General features: G+C 67.2%; 19 protein-coding genes. 10 read left to right on the top strand and 9 right to left on the bottom strand.

The features are described 5' to 3' along the window. Nucleotides 1-104 precede the first annotated feature (104 nt). Both FNZ56_RS02480 and FNZ56_RS02475 read right to left on the bottom strand, forming a co-directional pair. Nucleotides 105-5,048, bottom strand: coding sequence for an NAD-glutamate dehydrogenase (locus FNZ56_RS02480; RefSeq protein WP_143878335.1), 4,944 nt, complete (start codon nt 5,046-5,048; stop codon nt 105-107). A gap of 120 nt (nt 5,049-5,168) precedes the next feature. Further along, nucleotides 5,169-6,353 (bottom strand): acyl-CoA dehydrogenase family protein, encoded by a 1,185-nt coding sequence (locus FNZ56_RS02475; RefSeq protein WP_407070505.1) that lies wholly within the window; start codon nt 6,351-6,353, stop codon nt 5,169-5,171. Nucleotides 6,354-6,465: 112 nt separating this feature from the next. Here FNZ56_RS02475 and FNZ56_RS02470 point away from each other — a divergent pair, with 112 nt between their 5' ends. From FNZ56_RS02470 to metH, 3 genes are all read left to right on the top strand, one after another. After that, nucleotides 6,466-7,395: an ArsR/SmtB family transcription factor gene (locus FNZ56_RS02470; protein ID WP_143878333.1), complete on the top strand. Its 930-nt coding sequence runs from the start codon at nt 6,466-6,468 to the stop codon at nt 7,393-7,395. A gap of 144 nt (nt 7,396-7,539) precedes the next feature. Continuing rightward, nucleotides 7,540-8,640 (top strand): homocysteine S-methyltransferase family protein, encoded by a 1,101-nt coding sequence (locus FNZ56_RS02465; RefSeq protein ID WP_143878332.1) that lies wholly within the window; start codon nt 7,540-7,542, stop codon nt 8,638-8,640. A 114-nt stretch (nt 8,641-8,754) separates the two neighbouring features. Then, nucleotides 8,755-11,484 carry a methionine synthase gene (gene metH / locus FNZ56_RS02460; RefSeq protein WP_143878331.1) on the top strand — a complete coding sequence of 910 codons (2,730 nt, stop codon included), beginning with the start codon at nt 8,755-8,757 and terminating at the stop codon, nt 11,482-11,484. Here metH and FNZ56_RS02455 read toward each other — a convergent pair. Genes FNZ56_RS02455 through FNZ56_RS02430 form a run of 6 tightly spaced genes read right to left on the bottom strand, consistent with a single transcriptional unit; the run spans nt 11,426 to nt 17,542 of the window. Continuing rightward, nucleotides 11,426-13,549: an acyltransferase family protein gene (locus FNZ56_RS02455; protein ID WP_143878330.1), complete on the bottom strand. Its 2,124-nt coding sequence runs from the start codon at nt 13,547-13,549 to the stop codon at nt 11,426-11,428. The two genes, metH and FNZ56_RS02455, sit on opposite strands and share 59 nt — an antisense overlap. Then, nucleotides 13,546-14,136, bottom strand: coding sequence for a DUF2058 domain-containing protein (locus tag FNZ56_RS02450; RefSeq protein WP_143878329.1), 591 nt, complete (start codon nt 14,134-14,136; stop codon nt 13,546-13,548). Before FNZ56_RS02450 ends, FNZ56_RS02455 begins: the two co-directional genes overlap by 4 nt. Before the next feature lie 10 nt (nt 14,137-14,146). Beyond that, entirely contained in the window at nt 14,147-14,380 is a 234-nt protein-coding gene (locus FNZ56_RS02445) for a SlyX family protein (RefSeq protein ID WP_143878328.1), read from the bottom strand. Continuing rightward, nucleotides 14,380-15,726, bottom strand: a complete 1,347-nt coding sequence (locus FNZ56_RS02440; RefSeq protein WP_143878327.1) for a UDP-glucose dehydrogenase family protein — start codon at nt 15,724-15,726, stop codon at nt 14,380-14,382. The genes FNZ56_RS02445 and FNZ56_RS02440 overlap by 1 nt, the downstream gene beginning before the upstream one ends. Nucleotides 15,727-15,739: 13 nt before the next feature. Next, the gene (locus tag FNZ56_RS02435; protein ID WP_143878326.1) at nt 15,740-16,534 is read right to left on the bottom strand and encodes an FKBP-type peptidyl-prolyl cis-trans isomerase N-terminal domain-containing protein; all 795 of its coding nucleotides are present in this window, start codon (nt 16,532-16,534) and stop codon (nt 15,740-15,742) included. 60 nt (nt 16,535-16,594) lie between these two features. After that, nucleotides 16,595-17,542 (bottom strand): FKBP-type peptidyl-prolyl cis-trans isomerase, encoded by a 948-nt coding sequence (locus tag FNZ56_RS02430; RefSeq protein WP_143878325.1) that lies wholly within the window; start codon nt 17,540-17,542, stop codon nt 16,595-16,597. 239 nt (nt 17,543-17,781) lie between these two features. Between FNZ56_RS02430 and FNZ56_RS02425 the strand changes: the two genes are divergently transcribed. The 7 genes from FNZ56_RS02425 to FNZ56_RS02395 all read left to right on the top strand — a co-directional run bounded on the left by FNZ56_RS02425 (nt 17,782) and on the right by FNZ56_RS02395 (nt 22,715). Further along, entirely contained in the window at nt 17,782-18,033 is a 252-nt protein-coding gene (locus FNZ56_RS02425; RefSeq protein WP_143878324.1) for a hypothetical protein, read from the top strand. Between the two features lie 3 nt (nt 18,034-18,036). Beyond that, nucleotides 18,037-18,408, top strand: a complete 372-nt coding sequence (locus FNZ56_RS02420; RefSeq protein WP_143878323.1) for a GntR family transcriptional regulator — start codon at nt 18,037-18,039, stop codon at nt 18,406-18,408. Then, the gene (locus tag FNZ56_RS02415) at nt 18,405-19,268 is read left to right on the top strand and encodes an ABC transporter ATP-binding protein (protein ID WP_143878322.1); all 864 of its coding nucleotides are present in this window, start codon (nt 18,405-18,407) and stop codon (nt 19,266-19,268) included. Before FNZ56_RS02420 ends, FNZ56_RS02415 begins: the two co-directional genes overlap by 4 nt. Continuing rightward, nucleotides 19,265-20,332, top strand: coding sequence for a hypothetical protein (locus FNZ56_RS02410; RefSeq protein WP_143878321.1), 1,068 nt, complete (start codon nt 19,265-19,267; stop codon nt 20,330-20,332). The genes FNZ56_RS02415 and FNZ56_RS02410 overlap by 4 nt, the downstream gene beginning before the upstream one ends. Before the next feature lie 11 nt (nt 20,333-20,343). Continuing rightward, nucleotides 20,344-20,982, top strand: coding sequence for a hypothetical protein (locus FNZ56_RS02405; protein ID WP_143878320.1), 639 nt, complete (start codon nt 20,344-20,346; stop codon nt 20,980-20,982). Nucleotides 20,983-21,008: 26 nt separating this feature from the next. Beyond that, nucleotides 21,009-21,815 (top strand): DUF2884 family protein, encoded by an 807-nt coding sequence (locus tag FNZ56_RS02400; protein ID WP_185970772.1) that lies wholly within the window; start codon nt 21,009-21,011, stop codon nt 21,813-21,815. Between the two features lie 117 nt (nt 21,816-21,932). Then, the gene (locus tag FNZ56_RS02395) at nt 21,933-22,715 is read left to right on the top strand and encodes a DUF4097 family beta strand repeat-containing protein (RefSeq protein WP_143878318.1); all 783 of its coding nucleotides are present in this window, start codon (nt 21,933-21,935) and stop codon (nt 22,713-22,715) included. A gap of 65 nt (nt 22,716-22,780) precedes the next feature. On the opposite strand, the gene FNZ56_RS02390 is transcribed toward FNZ56_RS02395, so the two are convergent. Continuing rightward, a complete protein-coding gene (locus FNZ56_RS02390) occupies nt 22,781-24,184 on the bottom strand; it encodes a class II fumarate hydratase (protein ID WP_143878317.1) in 1,404 nt (467 codons plus the stop codon). Nucleotides 24,185-24,284: the final 100 nt, after the last annotated feature.

Genomic DNA, 24,284 nt, shown 5'->3' with positions numbered 1-24,284 from the left:
CCTACCCCTGCCCATCGGCTTGCATGCCGATGGGCGTTCGCGGGCTCGCAGCTGCGCTGCTCGAATTCCCCACTCACCCCACAAGGGGAGAGGGAAAGCGCGAATCAGCCTCGCGAAGCTAACTGCGACAGGCGCTGCACCGCGACCGAGGCGGTCGGGTAGTCCAGCGACTTCTGCGTCGCGAGTTCGGATAGCATCGCAAGGGTGAAGCGCAGCGTGGCGTCGTCGCGGTGCAGCCAGTGCTGCACCTTGTCGTTCGCGTTCGCGCCCGGCATCGCCAGCACCTGCGCGGTCAGCGTGCGCATCTGCGCGGCGAGTTCGTCGCGCAGCACGCCGCGCGCGACCGCATGCCAGCGGCCTTCCACCTGCAACGCCTCGATCTGCTCCTGCAGCCACGGCAGGCGCAGCGCGTCGGCGAGGCGGAAGTAGACCTTGGCCACGTCCACCGGCTTGAGCTTGCGTTCGACCGCCAGCTCGATGATGTTCGGGCTGGGCTCGAGGTAGGGCAGCGCGGCGAGCTGGCCGCCGAGTTCGGCGGGAACGCCCTTCTCCTTCCATTCGCGCAGGCTGGCTTCGTAGCCGGGCCGTTGCGAATCCGGGAGGATGCCTTCGCCGCGGCGGATGTCGCGTATGCCATCGTGGTAGCGCGCGACCGCGCTGGTGATGTCCGGGATCGCGCCGGGGCGCGCCAGCAGCCAGCGGGTGAAGCTGCGCTGCATGTTCCAGATCACCTGCAACGCGTCCACCTGCACCGATTCGGCGACCTTGCCATCGAGCGCGTCGATGGCCGCCCACAACTCGCGCGCGTCCAGGGTTTCGCGGGTGATGGTGAAGGCCTTGGCGACCTCGCCGGTGCTGCGGCCGCTGTCTTCCTGCATGCGCAGCAGGAAGGTCGCGCCCATGCGGTTGATCGTCGAGTTCGTCACCGCGGTGGCGATGATCTCGCGCTTCAGTCGGTGGTCCTGCATCGCCTTCGCGTACTTCTTCTGCAGCTGTTCCGGGAAGTAGCGTTCCAGCTCCTGCGAGAGGTAAACGTCCTCGGGCACGTCCGATTCCAGCAGTTGCTGGAACGCGACCAGCTTGGAATAGGACAGCAGCACCGACAGCTCGGGCCGGGTCAGGCCCTGCCCGCGCGACTTGCGTTCGGCGACTTCGGCATCGCTGGGCAGGTACTCGATCTGGCGGTCGAGCAGGCCCTGCGATTCCAGCGTGCGGATGAAGTGCAGCTTGGAACCGAGCCGCGACAGGCTCATGCGTTCCATCAGCGACAGCGCCTGGTTCTGGCGGTAGTTGTCGTTGAGCACGAGCTGTTCGACCTCGCCGGTCATCGCCGCCAGCAGGGTGTTGCGCGCGGGCAGCGTCAGCTTCTTCTGCTGCACCTCGCCGTTGAGCAGGATCTTGATGTTGACCTCGTGGTCCGAGGTGTCCACGCCGGCGGAGTTGTCGATGAAGTCGGTGTTGAGCAGCACGCCGTGCAGCGCGGCCTCGACGCGGCCGAGCTGGGTGAAACCGAGGTTGCCGCCCTCGCCCACCACCTTGCAGCGCAGCTGGTCGCCGTTGACGCGCAGCGCGTTGTTGGCGCGGTCGCCGACGTCGGCGTTGCTTTCGCGGCTGGACTTCACGTAGGTGCCGATGCCGCCGTTCCACAGCAGGTCGACCGGCGCGCGCAGGATCGCCGACATCAGTTCCGCCGGGCTGAGCGCGGCGACGCCGTCCTCGATGCCGAGCGCGGCGCGCACCTGCGGGGTGATCGCGATGGATTTCGCCGAACGCGGGTGGATGCCGCCGCCCTTGCTGATCAGCTTGGCGTCGTAGTCGGCCCAGCTCGAGCGCGGCAGCTTGAACATGCGCTCGCGTTCCCTGAACGAGGACGCCGCGTCCGGATCCGGGTCGAGGAAGATGTGGCGGTGGTCGAACGCGGCCACGAGGCGGATGTGCCTGGACAGCAGCATGCCGTTGCCGAACACGTCGCCGCTCATGTCGCCGATGCCAACACAGGTGAAGTCCTGCTTCTGGCTGTCGCGGCCGAGCGCGCGGAAATGGCGTTTCACCGATTCCCACGCGCCCTTGGCGGTGATGCCCATGCCCTTGTGGTCGTAGCCGACCGAGCCGCCCGAGGCGAAGGCGTCGTCGAGCCAGAAACCGTGCGACTGGGCGATGCCGTTGGCGATGTCGGAGAAGGTCGCGGTGCCCTTGTCCGCGGCGACGACCAGGTACGGATCGTCCGCGTCGTGGCGGACGACATTGGACGGATGCACGATCTTGCCGTCGACGATGTTGTCGGTGATGTCGAGCAGGCCGTTGATGAAGCGCTTGTAGCAGGCCACGCCTTCGGCGAACCACGCGTCGCGATTGACCGAAGGATCGGGCAATTGCTTGCAGAAGAAGCCGCCCTTGGAACCGACCGGCACGATCACGGTGTTCTTCACCATCTGCGCCTTCACGAGGCCGAGGACTTCGGTGCGGAAATCCTCGCGGCGGTCGGACCAGCGCAGGCCACCGCGCGCGACCGGGCCGAAGCGCAGGTGCACGCCTTCCACGCGCGGGCCGCAGACCCAGATCTCGCGGTAGGGGCGCGGCTTGGGTGCGTCCGGTACCCTTGACGAATCGAGCTTGAACGCGACGTAGTCGGCGGGACCGCCGTCGGCGCGCAGCCCATCCTTGTACTGGATGTAATAGCTGGTGCGCAGCGTGGCGTCGATCACGCCGACGTAGCTGCGCAGGATGCGGTCCTCGTCGAGGCTGGACACGCGGTCGAGCAGCGCCTTGATCGCGTTGTGCACCGCCTCGGCCTGCGCTTCGCGCTTGCCGCTGCGCGCGGCCACGACCGGCTCGATCGCTGCCAGCACCGCGGCCTCGCCGCCGGCCAGCGCCCCGAGCTGGGCGCGGAAGCGTTCCGCCCCGGCCTTGACCTCGGCCTTGCTCTCGCGGCCGGTGGTCGGGTCGAAGCGTGCCTCGAACAGTTCGACCAGCAGGCGCGCGAGCAACGGGTAGCGCGCCAGCGTTTCCTCGACGTAGCTCTGCGAGAACGGCACGCCGACCTGCAGCAGGTACTTGCAGTAGGCGCGCAACACCGACACCTGCCGCCACGACAGGTTGGCGGCGAGGATGAGGCGGTTGAAGCCGTCGTTCTCGGCCTGGCCACGCCACATCTGCGCGAAGGCCTCCTCGAAGTTCTCGTCGAGGCCGTCGACGTCGATGTCGCCCTTGCCGGCCTCGACCTCGAAATCCTGGATGTAGGCGATGCCCTCGCCGCTGTCGATCCGGTACGGATGCTCGGTGATCACCCGCAGCCCCATGTTCTCCATCATCGGCAACGCATCCGACAGCGGGATGTCGTCGTCGCGGCGGTAGAACTTGAAGCGCAGGCTGCCGTCGCGCGAGCGATACAGGCTCAGGCGCAGGTCCTCGGCGCCGGCGAGCGCGGCCAGGTGCTCGACGTCGGTCGCGGCGACCGCCGGGGAGACTTCCTCGATGTAGCCGGCCGGCAAGGCCCTGCCGTAGCGCGCGGCGATGCGCAGGCCCTGCTCCTCGCCGTTGCGTTCGACCAGCAGTTCGCGCAGTTCGTCCTGCCAGTCGCGCACGACGTGGGCCAGCGCCTCGTCCAGCGCGGCGCGGTCGACCTCCAGCGATTCGCCCGGGCGCGGGCGCACGATCATGTGCAACTGCGCCAGCGGCGATTCGCCGATGGTCACGTTGGTGTCGACGAATTCGCCGTTCAGGGCGTCGCGCAGCATCGCCTCGATGCGGTGCCGCACCTGGGTGCTCATGCGTTCGCGCGGAATGTAGGCCAGCGCCGACCAGAAGCGGCCGTAGCGGTCGCGGCGCAGGAACAGGCGGCTGCGCACGCGCTCCTGCAGGCCGAGGATGCCCATCGCGGTGTCGTACAGCTCCTGCTCGCTGGACTGGAACAGCTCGTCGCGCGGCAGGGTCTCGAGGATGTGGCGCAGCGCCTTGCCGCTGTGCCCGGTCGGCACCAGCCCGGACTTGCGCATCACGTACTCGTGGCGCTGGCGCACCAGCGGGATGTCCCACGGCCGGCGGTTGTAGGCGCTGGAGGTGTAGAGGCCGAGGAAGCGCTGTTCGGCGACCGGGTTGCCGGCCTTGTCGAAGCGCAGCACGCCGATGTAATCCATGTAGCCGGGGCGGTGCACGGTGGCGCGCGCGTTGGTCTTGGTCAGGATCAGCGCATCGACCGAGCCGGACTGCGGCATGTAGTGCGCGGCCAGCGACTTCAGCGGGCGCGGCTTGCCGCCGTCCTTGCCGCGCATCAGGCCGAGGCCGCTGCCTTCGTCGGCGACCAGCATTTCCTCCTTGCTCTGCTTCCTGACCGCGTATTCGCGGTAGCCGAGGAAGGTGAAGTGCTCGCCCGCGGCCCAGCGCAGGAATTCCTGCGCCTCGGCGAGGCCCGCCTTCGACACCGTCGGCATGTCGCGCTTGCCGAGGTCGTCGGCAACCTCGAGCATCTTCGCGCGCATCGCCGGCCAGTCGCGCACGATCGCGCGCACGTCCTCCAGCACGGTGCGGATCTCCGCTTCGATCTTCTTCATCCCCGCCTGCGGCTGGCGGTCGATCTCCAGGTGCATGAAGGATTCGGGCGTGCCCTGGCCCGCGGCCTGCAGCTTGCCGGCCTTGTCGCGCTGCATCGGCACCACCGGGTGGCCGAGCACGTGCACGCCGACGCCCATCTCGGCGAGCTTCATCGTCACCGAATCGACCAGGAACGGCATGTCGTCGTTGACGATCTGCAGCACCGTATGCGGCGATTCCCAACCGCTGTCCTTAAGGCCGGCGTTGAACAGGCGCACGTTCGCCGTGCCCGGCTTGCGCGCGGCGGCGAAATCGAGGATGCCGGCGGCGAGCGCGGCCCAGCCTTCGGCGCCGTGCTGCGCGAATTCCTCGGGGCTCATGCGCCGGTAGAAGGTTCCGGCGAAAGCCTCGGCATCCGCGAGCCGCGACTTGGGCACGCGCCTGGCCAGCGAGGCCAGGATCGATTTCTGGACGGAACTGCCGGCTTTGGCGGCGGGTTTCTTTTTCGGGGTGGTCATGGCGTCCTGGGTTCCGGAAACGATCGGGGCCCGCGCAATCGCACGGGCCCCGTGTTGGTCAACGACGGTGGGAATTCGACGGCGATGGTTTTTCGGGAATGCGCATGGCGTGGCGGGGGATCAGCGCAATCCGGTTTCGTTGCGGGCGATGACGAGGCGCTGGATTTCGCTGGTGCCCTCGTAGATCTCGGTGATCTTGGCGTCGCGGAAGTAGCGCTCGATCGGCATTTCCTTGCTGTAGCCCATGCCGGCGTGGATCTGCACCGCCTGGTGCGCGATCCACATCGCCGCTTCCGAGGCGGTGAGCTTGGCGACCGCGGCTTCGGTGCTGAAGCGCTCGCCCCGGCCCTTCTTCCATGCCGCGCGCAGGGTCAGCAGCGTCGCCGCGTCGAGCTTGCACTTCATGTCGGCGATCTTGGCCTGGGTCATCTGGAACGCGCCGATCGGCTGGCCGAAGGCCTTGCGCTCCCGCACGTATTCGAGCGTCGCCTCGTAGGCGGCGCGGGCGATGCCGATGGCCTGCGAGGCGATTCCTATCCGGCCTGCATCGAGCACGCCCATCGCGATCTTGAAGCCGTGGCCTTCCTCGCCCAGCACCTCGTCCGGCTGCACGACGTAGTCGGCGAACTCGATTTCGCAAGTGGCCGAGGCGCGGATGCCGAGCTTGGGTTCGGTCTTGCCGCGGCCGAAGCCCGCGCGCGCGGTGTCGACGATGAAGGCGGTGATGCCGCGCGCGCCCTTGTCCGGATCGGTCATGGCGAACAGCACGATGTACTTCGCCACCGGGCCGGAAGTGATCCAGCTCTTCTTGCCGTTGACGACGTAGCTGCCGTCGGCCTGTTTCACCGCGCGGCAACGCATGGCGGTGGCGTCGGAACCGGATTGCGGCTCGGTCAGCGCGAACGCGCCGATTTCCTTGCCTTCGGCGATGGCGCGCACGTACTTCTGCTTCTGCTCCTCGGTGCCGTGGGTGAGGATGCCGTTGCAGAACAGCGAGTTGTTGACCGACATGATGGTGGAATGCGCGGCGTCGGCCGCGGCGACCTCGACCATCGCCAGCACGTAGCTGACCGGGTCCATGCCGGCGCCGCCGTATTCGGCCGGAACCTCGATGCCCATCAGCCCGTTTTCGCCCAGGGTGCGGATGTTCTCCAGCGGGAATTCGCCGGTGCGGTCGTGGTGCTCGGCGCTGGGCGCGATCTTCTCCTGCGCGATGCGCCGCGCCACGTCCTGGATCATCAACTGCTCTTCGCTGAAACCGAATTCCACGGGCGGCCCTTTCTTTCGTCGCGAACGAACGCGAATTGTATCCGGCGCGCACCGCGAACCCCACCATGCGGCTGTCCCGGAAGCCTCGGGTTGACTCGGGGAATCCGTGGGCGGAGACTTATCCCTGTATCGCGATGGAAAGATAACGATGGATCTGGACGCCTGGTCGAGCCGCTTGAAGGTCTTCGCGGACGCCACCCGCGTGCGCCTGCTCGCGCTGCTCGAGGGCGAGGAACTGACCGTGGCCGAACTGTCCGCGATCACCCAGCTCGCGCAGCCGCGCGTTTCGACCCACCTCGCCCGGCTCAAGGAAGCCGGCATCGTCCGCGATCGCCGCTCCGGCGTTTCCGCCTATTACCGCTTCGACGAGGACGCGCTCGACCATGCGCAACGCGCGCTGTGGCAGACATTGCGCGCCGGCAGCGACGATCCGCTCCTGCGGCAGGACGCCGACCGCGTGCCGGCCGTGCTCGCGATGCGCGCTTCCGACCAGAACTGGGCGGACAGCGTGGCCGGCGACATGGAACGCCATTACTCGCCCGGCCGCACCTGGGAAGCGCTGGCGCGCACCGCGCTGCCCTTGCTCGTCCCCGGCGACGTGCTCGACATCGCCTCGGGCGATGGCGTACTGGCCGAACTGCTGGCCCCGCATGCGCAACGCTACGTCTGCATCGACGCGAGTCAACGCGTGGTCGCCGCCGCCAGCGAGCGTTTGCGCCGCTTCCCGAACGTGGAAGTGCGCGAGGGCGACATGCATGCGTTGCCGTTCAAGGACGGCAGCTTCGACCTGGTCGTGCTGATGCACGCGCTGACCTACGCCGACAAGCCCGCGCAGGCCGTGGCCGAGGCCGCGCGCGTGCTGCGCAAGGGCGGCCGCCTGCTGTTGTCCAGCCTCGCCAGGCACGAACACAAGGGCGTGGTCGATGCCTACGGCCACCGCAACCTCGGCTTCGGCGAAAAGGACCTGCGCAAGTTCGCGGAAAAGGCCGGGCTGAAGGTCGCGAGCAGTGAAACCGTGACCCGCGAGAAACGCCCGCCGCATTTCGAGGTGATTTCGTTGCTGGGAGTGAAGCCGTGAAATCCGGACGGAACCAGCCGACGAAAGCCTTTGACACGGATCAAGTCGGATAAGGACGGATAAAGCTTTTCCCATCGTTCGCTTTATCTGCGTTCATCGGATTCGATCCGCGTCAAAAACCGTTTCCCGCGAGGAACCTGATTCATGAAAACCCTTCCATGGCTGCACCCCGAACGCGTCGCCGCGCTGGAAGCGGCGCTGGCGCGGCGCATCCTCGTCATCGACGGCGCGATGGGTACCATGATCCAGCGCCACGAACTGCAGGAAGCGGACTACCGCGGCGAACGCTTCGCCAGCGGCTACGACGCACTATTCGCCGGCGACGGCCACGCGCACGGCCCGGGCTGTGGCTGCGAAGGCCACGACCAGCGCGGCAACAACGACCTGCTCACCTTGACGCGGCCGGACATCATCCGCGGCATCCACGCGGCCTACCTCGACGCCGGCGCGGACCTGGTCGAAACCAACACCTTCAATTCGACCAGCATCTCGCTGGCCGACTACCGACTGCAGCACCTGGTGCGCGAACTCAATCGCGAAGGCGCCGGGCTCGCACGCATGGAATGCGACAAGGCCGAAGCGCGCGATCCGTCGAAACCGCGCTTCGTCATCGGCGTGCTCGGCCCGACCTCGCGCACCGCCTCGCTGTCGCCGGACGTGAACCGTCCCGGCTTCCGCGCGATCGATTTCGACGAACTTGCCGACGCCTATCGCGAGGCGGCACGCGGGCTGATCGAAGGCGGCGCCGACGTGCTGATGGTCGAAACCGTGTTCGACACGCTCAACGCCAAGGCCGCGCTGTTCGCCATCGACGACGTGTTCGCCGAATTCGGCGCGCGCCTGCCAGTGATGGTCTCCGGCACGATCACGGATGCCTCCGGCCGCACGCTTTCGGGCCAGACCGCGGAAGCGTTCTGGTATTCGCTGCGCCACGCGCAGCCGCTCGCGATCGGCCTGAACTGCGCGCTGGGCGCGAAGGACCTGCGCCAGCACATCGACGTGCTTTCGCAGGTCGCCGACACCCACGTCAGCACGCATCCGAACGCCGGGCTGCCGAATGCCTTCGGCGGCTACGACGAAACCCCGGAAGACATGGCCGCGGTCCTCGGCGATTTCGCGCGAGCCGGCTTGCTCAATTTCGTCGGCGGTTGCTGCGGCACCACGCCCGAACACATCGCCGCGATCGCGAAGGCGGTCGAGGGCGTCGCCCCGCGCGCGATTCCGACACTGGAAGAAGCGGCATGACCCTTGCCCCGAATTGTCATCCTGAGGCGAAGCCGAAGGACCTGTTGTTGCTCTGGTGTCGTGCCATGAATCGAAAGCAGGTCCTTCGCTGCGCTCAGGATGACAGCTGAAAACATGAACCTCGCCCGCAACACCCGCCTCAGCGGCCTCGAACCGCTGCAGATCACCCCGGAATCGAACTTCGTCAACGTCGGCGAGCGCACCAACGTCACCGGCAGTGCGCAGTTCAAGAAACTGATCCTCGAAGGGCGGCTGGATGAAGCCGTTGCCGTCGCGCGCCAGCAGGTCGAGAACGGCGCGCAGGTCATCGACGTCAACATGGACGAAGGCCTGCTCGATTCGCGCAAGGCGATGGTCGAGTTCCTCAACCTCATCGCCGCCGAACCCGATATCGCGCGCATCCCGGTGATGGTCGATTCGTCGAAGTGGGAGGTGATCGAGGCCGGACTCAAGTGCCTGCAGGGCAAGGGCATCGTCAATTCGATTTCGATGAAGGAAGGCGAGGCCGAATTCCTGCGCCAGGCGCGGCTGGTGCGCCGCTACGGCGCGGCGGTGGTGGTGATGGCCTTCGACGAACAGGGACAGGCCGACACGGTCGAACGCAAGGTCGAAATCTCCTCGCGCGCGTACAAATTGCTGACCGAGGAAATCGGCTTCCCGCCGGAAGACATCATCTTCGATCCGAACTGCTTCGCCATCGCCACCGGCATCGAGGAACACGACGATTACGCGGTGGCCTTCATCGAGGCCGCGCGCGAACTGCGCCGGCGCTTCCCGCACAGCCACATCTCCGGCGGCGTTTCCAACGTGTCGTTCTCCTTCCGCGGCAACGAGCCGGTGCGGCAGGCGATCCACGTCGTGTTCCTGTACCACGCGATCCGCGCCGGGATGGACATGGGCATCGTCAATGCCGGCGCCCTACCCCTGTACGACGACCTCGATCCCGAGCTGCGCGAGCGGGTCGAGGACGTGGTGCTCAATCGCCGCAGCGACGGCACCGAACGCCTGCTGGAAATCGCCGACAAGTTCAAGGGGAAGAAAGGCGAGAAGAAGGTCGAAGACCTGCGCTGGCGCGAACAGCCGGTGGCGTCGCGGCTCTCGCACGCGCTGGTGCATGGCATCGACGCCTACGTCGAGGCCGATACCGAGGAAGCGCGACTCGAGGCCGCGCGCCCGCTGGACGTGATCGAAGGCCCGTTGATGGACGGCATGAACGTGGTCGGCGACCTGTTCGGCGCCGGCAAGATGTTCCTGCCGCAGGTGGTGAAGTCGGCGCGGGTGATGAAGAAGGCGGTCGCGCACCTGCTGCCATTCATCGAAGCGGAGAAACTGAAATCCGGCGACGTCGGCAAGCCGAACGGCCGGATCGTGATGGCCACGGTCAAGGGCGACGTGCACGACATCGGCAAGAACATCGTCGGCGTGGTCCTGGCCTGCAACAACTTCGAGGTGATCGACCTCGGGGTAATGGTCCCGGCGCAGAAGATCCTCGACACCGCGCGCGAAGCGAACGCGGACATGATCGGCCTGTCCGGGCTGATCACGCCCTCGCTGGAGGAAATGAGCCACGTCGCCCGCGAAATGCAGCAGCAGGGCTTCACCCTGCCGCTACTGATCGGCGGCGCGACGACTTCGCGCGCGCACACCGCGCTGAAGATCGACCCGCACTACAAGTCGCCGACGATCTGGGTGAAGGACGCCTCGCGCGCGGTCGGCGTGGCGCAGTCGCTGGTCTCGCCCGAGCTGCGCGGCGGCTTCGTCGAATCCGCCGCGAACGATTACGCCGAAATCCGCGAACGCCACCGCAACCGCGGCGACGCCAAGCGGCTGGTGTCGCTGGACAAGGCGCGCGCGCAGAAGTTCGACGGCGGCTGGCCGAACTACGATCCGCCCGTGCCGCTGCAACCGGGCCTGCACGTCTTCGACGACTATCCGCTGGCCGAACTGCTGCCGCTGATCGACTGGACGCCGTTCTTCAATACTTGGGAACTGGCCGGGCGTTATCCGGCGATCCTCGACGATGCCGTCGTCGGCAAACAGGCGCGCGAGCTGTTCGCCGATGCACAGGCGATGCTGGAGAAGATCGTCGACGAAAAATGGCTGCGCGCGAAAGCGGTGATCGGCCTGTTCCCGGCGCATTCCATCGGCGACGACGTGATTGTCGATGTGGGAGGGCCTTCAGGCCCGACTGCCGATGTCGGGGCTAAAGCCCCTCCCACACAAATGGCGACGCTCCACTTCCTGCGCCAGCAAACCGACAAGCCGGTCGAACGCCCGGATTTCTGCCTCGCCGATTTCATCGCACCGAAGGATTCCGGGAAACAGGACTGGATCGGCGCGTTCGCGGTCACCGCGGGACTCGGCATTGAGCAGCACGTCGCGCGCTTCGAAGCCGACCACGACGACTACAACGCGATCCTGCTGAAGGCGCTGGCCGATCGCCTCGCCGAAACGCTGGCCGAACGCATGCACCAGCGCGTGCGCACCGAATTCTGGGGGTACGCCGCCGACGAATCGCTCGATGCCGAGGCGCTGATCGAGGAAAAATACCGCGGCATCCGTCCCGCGCCCGGCTATCCGGCCTGTCCCGAGCACAGCGAGAAGGCGACGCTGTTCGACATGCTCGATGCGCCGGGCAACGCCGGCATGTCCATCACCGACCACTTCGCGATGCTGCCGGCCGCATCCGTTTCCGGCTGGTATTTCAGCCATCCGCGCAGCCAGTACTTCGTGGTCGGGCGGGTGTCGAAGGAACAGGTGGAGGATTACGCCCGCCGCAAGGACGTCAGCCTCGCACAGGCGGAGCGCTGGCTGGCGTCGAACCTGGACTACGATCCGGAGTGACCAGCGCCGGATCGTGCAGCGATTGCATGTGGCGCGCGAAATCCGGCAGCAGGCGCAGGCTGCCGTAGCCGCTCAGGTGGTCGCCGTCGAAAAACAGCGGCTTGCCGGCTTCGACCGCTTCGCAATTCGCTCCCGGGCACAACAATGGAAACGGATCCCACACGGTCGCATGCGGCAATCCCGCGACCAGCGCCCGCATCGCGCGCAGCACCGGCGCGCGGTAGGCCTCGAGTCCGGCGCGCGGCAATTCCAGCCCGCCCGCGCAGATCGGGTTGTCGCGGTTGAACGCATCCGAGCAGCGGTAGGCGGGCGCCGGGAACAGCGGCGTCGGCGCCTCGAACACCACGCGCACGCCACGCTTGGCCAGTGGCAGGAGCTGCGGCCGTGCATGGACGATCCCATCGCGCCGCGCCGCCTGCGCGGGTGCGCCCAGGTTGTTCGCCATCGCGGCATTGCGGTCGAACGCCACCCATTGGTCGGAGAAGCGCGCAAGCCGCAACGACGGCAGGAACAACACGTCGCCGGCGCGCGCGCGCTGGCCGATGTCGGACATCGCCGCAGCGAGCACCGGCATGCAATGCGGGTCGCGGAACTCGCGCGCCAGTTCCAGCCCGAAGAAACGGCAACCCGGCGCCTGGTACACGCGGATCTCCACGCCGGCATCCATCGCGTACTGGCGCAACAACGCGATGTAGGCGGTGGCATGCGAATCGCCGGCCACGAACAGGCGCGGTCCGGGCGCATTCGCGCCGCAGCCGGTGCGCCTGATGGTCCACACGCTGCCCGCGCCCATCGGTTCCGACTGCAGCGCGACGTCGCAGCCCGGGCGCGGCGGCTTGGGCATCGCGTATTCCGGATACCAGTCCGTGCGATGGCGGGTGACCGTGCTGAGCGACAGGGTTTGGCCGTGCGCCTGCACGACGCGCACCGCCTGCGCGCACAGGATCGCGCACGCAATGCCGCCGGCGATCACGAACACGGGTTTGCGGCTCGCGATCCAGCGACCGCGGCGCAGCGGCGTCTCGATCCAGCGGTAGGAAAACGCGGCCATGGCGAAGGCAACTGCCAGCGCGGCGAGCTTCTGCCACGGCGCATCGATGCCGGTCGTCCAGCGCATCAGCACGATCACCGGCCAGTGCCACAGGTACAACGAATACGAAAGCAGGCCGATGTAACGCATCGGCCTCGACGCGAGCAGGCGGATCGCCGCGTTACCGGCAGGCGCGGCCAGCAAGGCCGCGATGACGCCGGCGGTTCCGAGCACGCTGGCCAATCCATCGGGCCATGGTGCATGCGATTCGCGCGTCGCGACGAGCCCGGCCGCCAGAAATAAAGTCGACACAAGCAATAGCGCAGCCCGGGGTGCGCGCGACAGCCGTTCCAGCCATCCCGCGGCGAAGGACTGGTACAGCAGCACGCCGACGGCCAATTGCCAGAAACGCGATGGCAGCAGGTAGAACGCGCGCAACTGGTCGTCGTGCGCATGCCACCACGCCGCCGTTGCGAGCGAGGCGAGGCCGGCGACGATGAACACCGCCACCGACGCCTTGCGCCAGCGACCGCCGCGCAGCCACGGCAGGAACAGCAGCGGGAACAGCAGGTAGAACTGTTCCTCCACGCCCAGCGACCAGGTGTGGGTGTAGGGGTTGAAATCGACCCGCGGCGAGAAATAGTCGTTGCCGCTGCCCGCGAGTTCGAAATTGGCGAGCCCGAACATCGCGAACAGGCCGGTGCGCGCGCTGCCTTCGTTCAACCACGCGGGCGGCACAAACAGCACGCACAACAAGGCCGTGCATGCCAGGCAGAACAGCAACGCGGGCAGGATCCGGCGCACGCGCCTTGCGTAGAAGCGCGCGGCGAACGCCCGGACACCGCTGGCATCGAAATCGGCGACCGATGCGCTGACCACGAAACCCGAGATGACGAAGAACATGTCGACGCCGGCGAAACCGCCCGGCAACCAGCGCGGGTCGAGGTGGTAGGCGAAGACCGCCGCGATCGCGATCGCGCGCAGCCCGTCGATGAAGGGGAAGTAGCGCGGCCCCCGCCCCGCCCCGGCGTTCACCACGCCAGGTCGTCCGGCACCTGGTACTTCGGGTCGGAATACGGATCGTCCGCGACGGGCGCATCCGGATCGACCTTCAACGCCACGGCTTGCGCGAACACCTCCCCGGCCTGCGCGAGCGTGGCTGCGTCCACCAGCAGGTAGCGGCCGTCGAGTTGCACCACGCCCAGCTCGCCGGCATTGAGCGCCTTCAGTTGCGCGGCGGTGACATGCACGCGCTTGATCTTGCCGCCGTATTCGAAATGGCGGACATGGTCGGCCTCGTCGATGCCGGCATTCAACGCCTTGCCCTGCAGCAGCTCGGTGAGCTTCGCCTTGGCCTCGCGACGCTTGCGCGCTTCCTCCTGCTTCAGGCGTTCTGCCTCGATGCGCTCGTCCTTCTCCTTCTGCGCGCGGATCGCATAGGCCTTGGCGAGATCGATGTCCTCGCGTCGTTGCGGTCGATGCTGTTGCGGCTTCGGCTTGCCGGCGTGCGCGGGCTTCGCGCCCTTCGCAGCCGGCTTGCGCGCATCGCGTTGTGGGCGCGGTTCCGGCTTGGGCGCGGAGAAACCCAAACCCAGCAACTGGTCGCGGAGGGAATTGCTCATGGCGACGGGATCAGTAGTGCGGCGGGGGCGGTTCGCTGCCGGCGTCGCCGACCGCCGGCGATGCGGCCAGCGCGCTACGCACCTGGCGCAGTTCCTCCAGCGCGCGGTGCAGCAGCAACGCGTTGCGCGATTCCTCGCCGCGCGCGGCCGCGAGCGCATCGCTGATTTCCTGCAGCGCGTGTTCCTGGAACGCGAGCCGCGTTTCCAGTTCGGCGAGGCGCGCGTCGAGGTCGGAACCTGGCATCACGAGCCCTTGAGCGAACGGCCACGGCCGATGCCGTAGTACGCGAGCCCGGCGGCTTCGACATCGGCGGGTTCGTACATGTTGCGGCCGTCGAACACCACCGCATCGCCCAATGTCGCCTTCAGCCTCGCGAAGTCCGGGCTGCGGAACTGCTTCCACTCGGTCACCACGAACAGCGCATCCGCGCCATCGAGCGTTGCCGCGGCGCCGTCGCAAAAAGCGAGGTCGTCGCGTTCGCCGAAGATGCGCCGGGTTTCATCCATCGCTTCCGGATCGTAAACACGGACCTTCGCGCCCGCGTCCCACAGCTGCTGCAGCAGGCGCCGGCTCGAGGCTTCGCGCATGTCGTCGGTGTTGGGCTTGAACGCCAGTCCCCACACCGCGAAGGTCTTGCCGCGCAACTTCGCCTCGCCGCCGTAGTGGCGCGCCGCGAGTTCGAACAGATGGGCCTTCTGCGCCTCGTTCACCGCTTCCACCGCATCCAGCAGGCGCGGCTGCACGCCGTGCTGCTGCGCGGTCTTCGCCAGCGCCTGCACGTCCTTGGGGAAGCAGGAGCCGCCGTAGCCGGCGCCCGGATAGATGAAGTGCCAGCCGATGCGCGGATCCGAGCCGATGCCCTTGCGCACGTTCTCGACGTCGGCGCCGACCTGCTCGGCGATGTTCGCGATCTCGTTCATGAAGCTGATCTTGGTCGCGAGCATCGCGTTGGCCGCGTACTTGGTCAGTTCGGCCGAACGCACGTCCATCACCACGAAGCGATCGTGGTTGCGGTTGAACGGCGCGTACAGGCGCTTCAGTTTCTCGGCCGCGTGCGCGCCGTCGGCCCCGATCACGATCCGGTCCGGGCGCATGCAGTCCTCGACCGCCGCGCCTTCCTTGAGGAATTCGGGGTTCGAGACCACGTCGAACGACACCTCGGCGCCGCGCGCCGCGAGTTCGGCGGCGATGGCCGCGCGCACCTTGTCCGCGGTGCCGACCGGCACCGTGGACTTGTCGACCACGACCGTCGGCCGCTGCAGGTTGCGGCCGATGGTCTTCGCCACTGCGAGCACGTATTGCAGGTCGGCGCTGCCGTCCTCGTCGGGCGGCGTGCCGACCGCGATGAACACCACCTCGCCGTGGGCGATGCCCATCGCCGCATCGGTGGTGAAGCGCAACCGCCCTTCGGCGTGGTTCGCCTTCACCATCGGCGTGAGCCCGGGCTCGTAGATCGGGATCACGCCGTTGTTGAGGCCTTCGACCTTGGCCGCGTCCACGTCGATGCAGACCACGTCGTGGCCGACCTCGGCGAGGCAGGTGCCGGTGACGAGGCCGACGTATCCGGTGCCGAAGATGCTGACCTGCATGCGCGCTGCGTCCTCAGTGGGCCTGCGGCATCGGCGGCTTGCCGCCCTTGGCGATGTCGAGCAGTTCCACTTCGAACACCAGCGTCGCGCTGGGCGGAATGGGGCCGCCGGGCGTGCCCTGCTCGCCGAAGCCGAGCGCGGCCGGGATCCAGAAGCGGTACTTGGAACCGACCGGCATCAGGGTGATGCCTTCGCGCCAGCCGGGCACCACCTGCGCCAGCGGCATCGTCGCCGGGCCGCCGTGCTGTTCGGAACCGTCGAACTCGGTGCCATCGAGCAGGCTGCCCTTGTAGTTCACCTTCACCACGTCGGTGGGCTTGGGCTTGGCGCCCTTGCCTTCGGTGATCACTTCGTACTGCAGGCCGGTGGCGGTGGTCTTGACGTTCGGCTTCTTGCCGTTCGCGGCGAGGAAGGCCGCGCCCTCGGTCGCGTTCTTCTTGCCCTTCGCCATCATGTCGGCGATCTGCTTGGCCTGCATCTTCTCCGAGAAGCTTTCGCCGATCTTCTGCGCCTGCTCTTCGGTCAGCAGGAGCTTTCCGCCGGTGACCGAGTCCTTGATCGCCTTGGCGATGACGTCGACGTCGACATCGTCCTTCACCGGCTCCAGCGACTTGCCCATCTGCATGCCGATCATGTAGCTGACCTGGTCCTTCTCGGTCGGCAGGCCGGCGATCTGGTCGCCCTTGGCGGCGGTCGCATCGGTCTTCTTGGCCGCATCGGCGGCGGGCTTGTCGGCCTTGTTGCAACCGGCGGCGGCGAGCGCGGCCAGCAGCAGTACGGCGAGCATGGAACGGGACTTCGACTTCATCGGGTCACTCCGGTGGACGGCGGCCTGCGCCGCGCGGGGGAAAGGGAAACGGATGGGGGTTCAGCGGCCCGGGGGCAGGATCGCCATCAGTTCGACATCGAAAACGAGCGTGGCGTTCGGCGGGATCGGGCCGCCGGGCGTGCCCTTCGCGCCGTAACCGAGGTTGGCGGGAACCCAGAAGCGGTACTTGGAACCGACCGGCATCATGCCCACGCCCTCGGTCCAGCCACGGATCACTTCGTCGAGCCCGAATTCGGCGGGTTCGCCATTCTTGTAGGAACTGTCGAACTCGGTGCCGTCGAGCAGCGTGCCGCGATAGTTGACGCGCACGCGGTCGGTCGGCATCGGCTGCGGGCCAGCGCCTTGGCGCAGCACCATGTATTGCAGTCCCGACGGCGTGACGTGCACGCCGGCCACTGCCTTGTTCTTCGCGAGGAAGGCCTGGCCTTCGACCAGGTTGCGGCTGCCGGCTTGCGCGGCCAGCGCCTGCTGCTTCGCGTTCATGCGCGCGGTGAACGCGGTGCGCACGGCGGTCGCTTCCTCGTCGGACAGCAGCGGCTTGCCGCCCTGCAGCACAGTGCGCAGCGCTTGCATGAAGGTGGGAACGTCGATTTCCGACGACACCGGCGCCAGCGACCGACCGGCATCTGCGCCGACCAGCAGGCCGACTTTTTCGCTGGAAAGCCCCGGCGTCGCGGCCGGCAGCGTGCCCGGCGGCTGGCCCTTGCGCGCACCGATGGCCTGCATCAGCGCGCGCCCGGTGGCCTGCGTTTCCGCATCGCCCAGCAGCGGCTTGCCGCCGGCGAAACCATTGCGCAACGCGCGTTCAAACGCGGCGTAGTCCATGTCCGGCGCGGCGGCGGCGATGGAATGCGCGACGTCGATGCCGGCCATGTAGCTGACTTTGTCGCGGTCGGTGGCGAGCACGGTCTTGTCTTGCGCCATGCCGGTCTGCGCCAGCACGAACAGCAGCGCGCTCGCGACGATGCCGCGCAAGGTAGGTCTCATCGATGCATTCCTGTGTGTCGGGCGGCAGCGTCGCCGCATGGCCGGCTATTGTCGATGCGAACGCATGAACGGGCAACGCGATGCCGGGATCAGCTGTCAGGAGGCAGGTTTCAGGTTCGGCCCTGACACCTGGCGCCCGACCCCTGCCGCCTATGTCTTCAGTTGGGGTCCGGGCGCTTGACCGGGCGTGTTTTGGTGTTATAGTTACATACAACACCACTCCCCCAGCGGAGAGCACCATGGAACGTCGCTTGCAGAACAGCCTCTGGGCCCTCGGCGCTGCCCTGACCGCGGCCCTGCTCCTGGGCAGCCTGCGGCCGGCCCCGGAACACCTCCTCGTCGCTCCCGGTCCGGCGACGGATGCCGGCGTGATCGCGACCGGTTCGATCGATGCCGACCCGGCGACGCCCTCGCCGCGCCGCCACAAGAGCCTTCGCCACCACGGCCTGTCGATGCCCTATTTCTCCTTCTCCAGCGCCATCGGAGGCTGAGCCATGACCGCCATCCAGTGGAGCGAGGGCGCCCCGATCTACCGCCAGCTCAAGGAGCGCGTCATCGCGATGATGCTCGACGGCGTGCTCAAGCCCGGCGACGCGCTGCCTTCGGTGCGCCAGGTGGCGGCGGAATACCACCTCAATCCCATCACCGTCTCGCGCGCCTACCAGGAACTCGCGGACGAATCGCTCGTGGAAAAACGCAGGGGACTCGGCATGTACGTCACCGAAGAAGCGTCAAGGAAACTGCTGGCCAGCGAACGCGAACGCTTCCTTCGCGAGGAATGGCCGCTGGTGCTCGAGCGCATCCAGCGCCTGGGCCTGGACACGGCCGAACTGCTCGACCCGAACAGCAAGTGGAGCGCGCAATGAACGGCCAGGTGATCTCCGCACGCGGCCTGCGCAAGGCCTACAGGAACAAGCTGGCGCTGGACGGCGCCTCGTTCGAGGTGCCCGCCGGGCGCATCGTCGGCCTGATCGGCCCCAACGGCGCCGGCAAGACCACCGCGCTCAAGGCCATCCTCGGCCTGATCCCGTTCGACGGCGAACTGTCCGTGCTCGGCCGCGACCCGCGCACCCAGCGCGACGAGCTGATGAACGACGTCTGCTTCATCGCCGACGTCGCGGTGCTGCCGCGCTGGATCCGGGTGAAAGAAGCCATCGAATTCGTCGCCGGCGTGCATCCGCGCTTCGACCGCGAACGCTGCCAGCGTTTCCTCGCCAACACCCAGCTCAAGCCGGACATGAAGGTGCGCGAGCTGTCCAAGGGCATGATCGTGCAGTTGCACCTGGCGCTGGTGATGGCGATCGACGCCAAATTGCTGGTGCTGGACGAACCCACCCTCGGCCTCGACATCCTCTACCGCAAGCAGTTCTACCAGCGCTTGCTGGAGGATTACTTCGACGAGGACAAGACCATCCTCGTCACCACCCACCAGGTCGAGGAGATCGAGCACATCCTCACCGACGTGCTGTTCATCCGCGACGGCAAGATCGCGCTCGATGCGCCGATGGACGCGGTCGGCGAGCGCTTCACCGAAGTGCTGGTGAACGCGGACAGGGTCGACGCCGCGCGCGCGCTGAAACCCATCGACGAACGCGCACTGCCGTTCGGCAAGACCGTGATGCTGTTCGACGGCGTCCCCGCCGACCAACTCGCCTCGCTCGGCGAAACCCGCACCCCGGGCCTCGCCGACCTGTTCGTCGCCACGATGAAGGGAACCTACGCATGAACGCCGTGATCGACACCGACGCGCCCTCTTCGCCGCTGCGCGTGGCGCCGCATTCCACCCACAAGTTCAAGCTGCTGCTGCGCCGCGAATTCTGGGAGCACAAGGGTGGCTTCTTCTGGGCGCCGATCTGGGCCGGGGCGATTTCGCTGGTGCTGACCCTGATGGCCCTGGTCGTCGGCGAAGTCTCCATGCGGAAAGCCATCGCCTCGGGCGGGAACATGCAGGTCAACGGCGTCGACGTCTCGGTCAACGGCCTCGACCTCGGCATGCTCACCTCGAAGATGGATGCCGATTCCGCGCGCAACCTCGCCGGCGGCATCGACCTGGCCTCGTTGACCTCGTCGCTGTGGCCGATGGTCGTGCTCGGCTTCGTCGTGTTCTTCTTCTGCCTCGGAAGCCTCTACGACGAGCGCAAGGACCGCAGCGTGCTGTTCTGGAAATCGCTGCCGCTGTCCGACCGCGACACCGTGCTGTCCAAGGCCGCGAGCGCGCTGCTGGTGGCACCGACCCTGGCCGTGGCTGCGGCGATCGCGAGCATGTTCGGCTTCCTCGCGCTGGTCAGCGTGTTCGTGCTGTTCCACCACGGCAATCCGTACGCGCTGATCTGGGGCCCGGGCAGTCCGCTGAAAGTGGCGGTCAGCATGATCGCGCTGATCCCGGTTTACGCACTGTGGGCGCTGCCCACCGTCGGCTGGCTGATGTTGTGCTCGGCCTGGGCGCGCAGCAAGCCGTTCCTGTGGGCGATCCTGGTCCCGGTGTTCTCCGGCATCCTCATCAGCTGGTTCAACCTGATGAACGTGTTCCACCTCAACGATGGCTGGTACTGGAAGAACATCGTGTTCCGCGGCCTGTTCAGCGTATTCCCCGGCACCTGGTACGCGAGTTCGTCGATGCAGGGCGCCATGTCGATGAAGGTCGACGACCCCGGCGACCTCGCCAACGCGATCCAGATCGGCAAGAGCTGGGCGGTGTTCGGTTCGGCCGAACTGTGGATCGGCGCGCTCGCCGGCGCCGCGATGATCTACGCCGCGATCCGCCTGCGCCGCTGGCGCGACGACAACTGAAGGACGACACCATGAACCGCAAGCACATCGCCGCCCTGCTCCTCGCCCTGTCGCCGCTGGCCGCGCAAGCCAGCGTGCACAGCGAAGTCGCCAGCGACCTCGACCAGGCGCGCCAGGAAGTCCGTACCGAAATGGCGCAGGAACGCGCCAAGCTGGACAGCGAAAACCTCTCGCTCGACGGCCTGCATTTCGGCAAGGACGACAAGCGCGAGTCCGCGAAGCGCGAATCGCGGCCGAAAGGCGAAATCACCCCGCGCGGCGACCTGCTGGTCGATGGCAAGGCGGTCGTCGTCGACGCGGCACAGCGCCGGCAACTGCTCGATTACCGCACGCAGGTCATCGGCATCGCCAAGACCGGCATCGATGCCGGCGAACACGCGGCGATGGTCGCGATCGACCTCACCAACGTCTCGCTGTTCCGCCTGATCGTCGGCGGAATGACCGGCAGCCTCGAGCGCCGGGTCGAGGCGTCGGTGAAGCGCGACATCGAACCCGCGGTGCTGCAGATCTGCCGGCAGTTGCCGCAGTTGCGCGATTCGCAGCAGGCGCTCGCCACCAGCGTGCCCGAGTTCCGGCCTTACGCTACGCTCGACGACGACGATGTCGCCGATTGCGAAAGCGACATCCGCAACGACCTCGCGACGCGCTGATCCCGCCACCCCGAATGGAAACGGCCATGAACAAGATTCGCACCCTCGGCTGCATTGCCCTGCTTGCGTCGCTGGCTGCCTGCCAGGGCGGCTCGCCTTCGAACTCCACCGCTTCCGGATCGCAGAAGCCGGCCGACAAGCAAGGCGGGTTGACCGGCATGGTCGGTGCGGCGATGGACAAGGCACGCGCCGAGATGGAAACGAAGAACATCAGCATCGGCGACGCCTTCCACCTGAACATCAACGGACATACCATCCGCTCGTCCGACGGAAAGGCGCCGCGCGCCGAGATCACCCCGCAGGGCGACCTGCTGATCGAAGGCAAGCCGGTCGACATCACCCCGGTGCAGCGCACGTTGCTGCTGCAATACCGCGGCGAGATCATCGACGTCGCCAGTTCCGGCATGGAGATCGGCAAGCAGGGCGTGGACATCGCCGGCAAGGCGGTCGGCACCGCCATCGCCAGCATTTTCAACGGCAAGAGCGACGAGGCCGAACGGGAAATGAAGGCCCAGGGCGAGCGCATCGAGGCAGCGGCGATGAAGCTGTGCGATCAGCTGCAGCCGATGGTCAAGACCCAACAGGAGCTCGCCGCCTCGTTGCCGGCGTTCAAGCCCTACGCGAACCTCGAGCAGTCGGACATCGACGATTGCCGCAAGCACGACAAGGGCGATGGCGTGGCCGTGTTCAGCGATGCCGACCGCGAGGAGATCCGCTCGGACATCCGCGATGGCATCCGCGAATCGATCCGCGGCGCGGTGCGCACGCCGTCATCGCCCGGCAGCGACGACGCGGCGGCAGAAGCCGATGCGGCCGCGGCCAAGGGCGGCTGATCGCGAGGACGGCGGCTTCGAGGGTATCGGCGCGCGGTGTTTCAACCTTCCCGCACCTCGACGCATCCGACCTCGCAAGGCCCGTCCGCGCTTCAATCCATCCGCGAGGTTTCCGCCATGACCCGACGCCATGCCCTGCTCTGCAGCATTCTCTTCGCTTCGCCCCTGCTCGCCCATGCCGGCGAACAGTGCCGTTTCCAGGCGCCGCGCACGCTCGACCTCGACCTGGACGGCGTGACCGGAATCACCGTGCTCACCAACGAGCACGACGTGCATGTCCGCGGCGTCGATGGCAATGGCGGCGCGGTACGCGGCCGCGCCTGCGCCAGCAAGCAGGATGCCCTCGACTCGCTGCAGGTCGTGCAGCACCGGGAAGGCAGCCGGCTGGTGATCGAAGCCAAGACCACCCACCTGCCGAAAGGCTGGCGCCTGTTCGGCGACCAATACGCCTACCTCGACGTCGGCATCGCGATCCCGAAATCGCTGCCGGTCGTGCTCGACGTCGGTTCGGGCGATGCGAACGTGGAAAACGTGGCCTCGCTCGATGCCCATGTCGGCTCCGGCGACCTCGACGTGAATCGCGTCCCGGGCCAGGTCTCGGCGAGCATCGGCTCGGGCGATGCCGGTTTCAGCGACATCGGCGCGCTGCGGGTCGATTCGATCGGGTCCGGGGACCTCAATGCCAATGGCGTGCGTGGCGATGTCCGCATCGACAGCGTCGGTTCCGGCGACGCCACGCTGAAGCAGGTCGGCGGCGGCGTCGACGTGGGTTCGATCGGTTCCGGCGACCTCGCCGTCAACGGCGTCGGCCGCGACCTGCGCGTACGCAGCATGGGCAGCGGCGACATCGACCACCACGACGTGGCTGGCAAGGTCGAAATCCCCCGCAACGACGATTGACCGCAACGAAGAAGACTCTCTCCCCATTCATCCCGGCGCAAGCCGGGATTTTTTATGCGGAACGCTCAGCCCGAGCTTCCACCACCCTCGTGGATCCCGCCCTTCGTCAACGCAACCGGATCCAGCAGCTTGCGAAGCTCGGCAGCGGACAGACCGCTGTCCTCGACCGCGATGTCCAGCACCGGGCGGTTTTCCTTGTAGGCGCGCTTGGCGATGGCAGCGGCCTTCTCGTAACCGATGATCGGGTTCAGCGCGGTGACGAGGATCGGATTGCGCGCCAGCGCTTCGCGCACGTTGTCGCCACGCACCTTGAGCCCTGAAATCGCGGAATCCGCCAGCAGTCGCATCACGTTCGCAAGCAGCCCGATCGATTCCAGCAGGTCGTGGGCGATGAGCGGCAGCATCACGTTGAGCTGGAAATTGCCGGACGCGCCGGCAATGGCGATCGTCGCGTTGTGGCCCATCACTTGCGCGCAGACCATGCAGGTCGCTTCGGGAATCACCGGATTGACCTTGCCCGGCATGATCGAGCTGCCCGGTTGCAATGCCGGCAATTCGATTTCGCCGATGCCTGCGAGCGGTCCGGAATTCATCCAGCGCAGGTCGTTGGACATCTTCATCAGCGCGACCGCAAGCGCGTTGAGCTGACCGGACAGTTCGACCGAATCGTCCTGCGAGGCGATGCCTTCGAACTTGTCCGCGGCGGATTCGAACTTCGCGCCTGCGAGGGTCGACAGCGCCTTCGCCATGGCCTTGCCGAAACGCGGGTCGGCGTTGATGCCGGTACCGATCGCGGTGCCACCGATGGGTAGCCGGTGCATGCGTTTCGACGCGTCGCCGATGCGCGCCTCCGCCGAGGCGAGTTGCGCCGCCCACGCGCCGAATTCCTGGGCGAAGGTCAGCGGCATTGCGTCCATCAAATGTGTGCGGCCGGTCTTGACCACGCCGCGCAACGACTTCGCCTTGCCTTCGATGGTCTTGCGCAAATGTTTCAGCGCGGGCAGCAGGTCCTCGTGCACCGCCAGTTCCGCAGACACGCGGATCGCGGTCGGCACCACGTCGTTGGAACTCTGGCCGAGGTTGACGTCGTCGTTCGGATGGACCTTGGCCTTGCCCGCGCGCGTCGCCAGCGTCGCGATGACCTCGTTCGCGTTCATGTTGCTCGAGGTGCCGGAGCCGGTCTGGAACACGTCGATGGGGAAATGCGCGTCGTGGTCGCCGTTCGCGACCTCCAGCGCCGCCTTGCGGATCGCCGCGGACTTCGCCTTGGACAGCAAGCCGAAGCCGGCGTTGACCTCGGCCGCGGCGGCCTTGATCAGGCCGAGCGCGCGGATGAAGCCGCGCGGCATTGGTCGACCGGACACCGGGAAGTTCTGCACCGCGCGCTGGGTCTGCGCGCCCCACAGCGCATCGGCGGGCACCCGCAGCTCGCCCATGCTGTCGTGTTCGATGCGGAAAGACTTGGCCATCACGATCTCCGGTGTCGGGAATCCATGAAATCGTCATGCCCGCGCAGGCGGGCATCCAGCGTCTTGGCTCCAGGCAGGTGCGTCGCAATGCGAACGAAAG

Source organism: Lysobacter lycopersici (genome assembly GCF_007556775.1).
Lineage (GTDB): Bacteria > Pseudomonadota > Gammaproteobacteria > Xanthomonadales > Xanthomonadaceae > Pseudoluteimonas > Pseudoluteimonas lycopersici.
The sequence above is the reverse complement of the archived record's forward strand: the minus strand, read 5'-3'. Positions and strand labels throughout refer to the sequence as shown.

Coding starts and splice junctions, on each gene's coding strand:
- FNZ56_RS02415 (WP_143878322.1), top strand. CDS start 18,405: ATGAACGGCCAGGTGATCTCCGCACGCGGCCTGCGCAAGGCCTACAGG.
- FNZ56_RS02390 (WP_143878317.1), bottom strand. CDS start 24,184: ATGGCCAAGTCTTTCCGCATCGAACACGACAGCATGGGCGAGCTGCGG.
- FNZ56_RS02420 (WP_143878323.1), top strand. CDS start 18,037: ATGACCGCCATCCAGTGGAGCGAGGGCGCCCCGATCTACCGCCAGCTC.
- FNZ56_RS02440 (WP_143878327.1), bottom strand. CDS start 15,726: ATGCAGGTCAGCATCTTCGGCACCGGATACGTCGGCCTCGTCACCGGC.
- FNZ56_RS02450 (WP_143878329.1), bottom strand. CDS start 14,136: ATGAGCAATTCCCTCCGCGACCAGTTGCTGGGTTTGGGTTTCTCCGCG.
- FNZ56_RS02410 (WP_143878321.1), top strand. CDS start 19,265: ATGAACGCCGTGATCGACACCGACGCGCCCTCTTCGCCGCTGCGCGTG.
- FNZ56_RS02405 (WP_143878320.1), top strand. CDS start 20,344: ATGAACCGCAAGCACATCGCCGCCCTGCTCCTCGCCCTGTCGCCGCTG.
- metH (WP_143878331.1), top strand. CDS start 8,755: ATGAACCTCGCCCGCAACACCCGCCTCAGCGGCCTCGAACCGCTGCAG.
- FNZ56_RS02445 (WP_143878328.1), bottom strand. CDS start 14,380: ATGCCAGGTTCCGACCTCGACGCGCGCCTCGCCGAACTGGAAACGCGG.
- FNZ56_RS02395 (WP_143878318.1), top strand. CDS start 21,933: ATGACCCGACGCCATGCCCTGCTCTGCAGCATTCTCTTCGCTTCGCCC.
- FNZ56_RS02425 (WP_143878324.1), top strand. CDS start 17,782: ATGGAACGTCGCTTGCAGAACAGCCTCTGGGCCCTCGGCGCTGCCCTG.
- FNZ56_RS02400 (WP_185970772.1), top strand. CDS start 21,009: ATGAACAAGATTCGCACCCTCGGCTGCATTGCCCTGCTTGCGTCGCTG.
- FNZ56_RS02480 (WP_143878335.1), bottom strand. CDS start 5,048: ATGACCACCCCGAAAAAGAAACCCGCCGCCAAAGCCGGCAGTTCCGTC.
- FNZ56_RS02465 (WP_143878332.1), top strand. CDS start 7,540: ATGAAAACCCTTCCATGGCTGCACCCCGAACGCGTCGCCGCGCTGGAA.
- FNZ56_RS02435 (WP_143878326.1), bottom strand. CDS start 16,534: ATGAAGTCGAAGTCCCGTTCCATGCTCGCCGTACTGCTGCTGGCCGCG.
- FNZ56_RS02430 (WP_143878325.1), bottom strand. CDS start 17,542: ATGAGACCTACCTTGCGCGGCATCGTCGCGAGCGCGCTGCTGTTCGTG.
- FNZ56_RS02470 (WP_143878333.1), top strand. CDS start 6,466: ATGGATCTGGACGCCTGGTCGAGCCGCTTGAAGGTCTTCGCGGACGCC.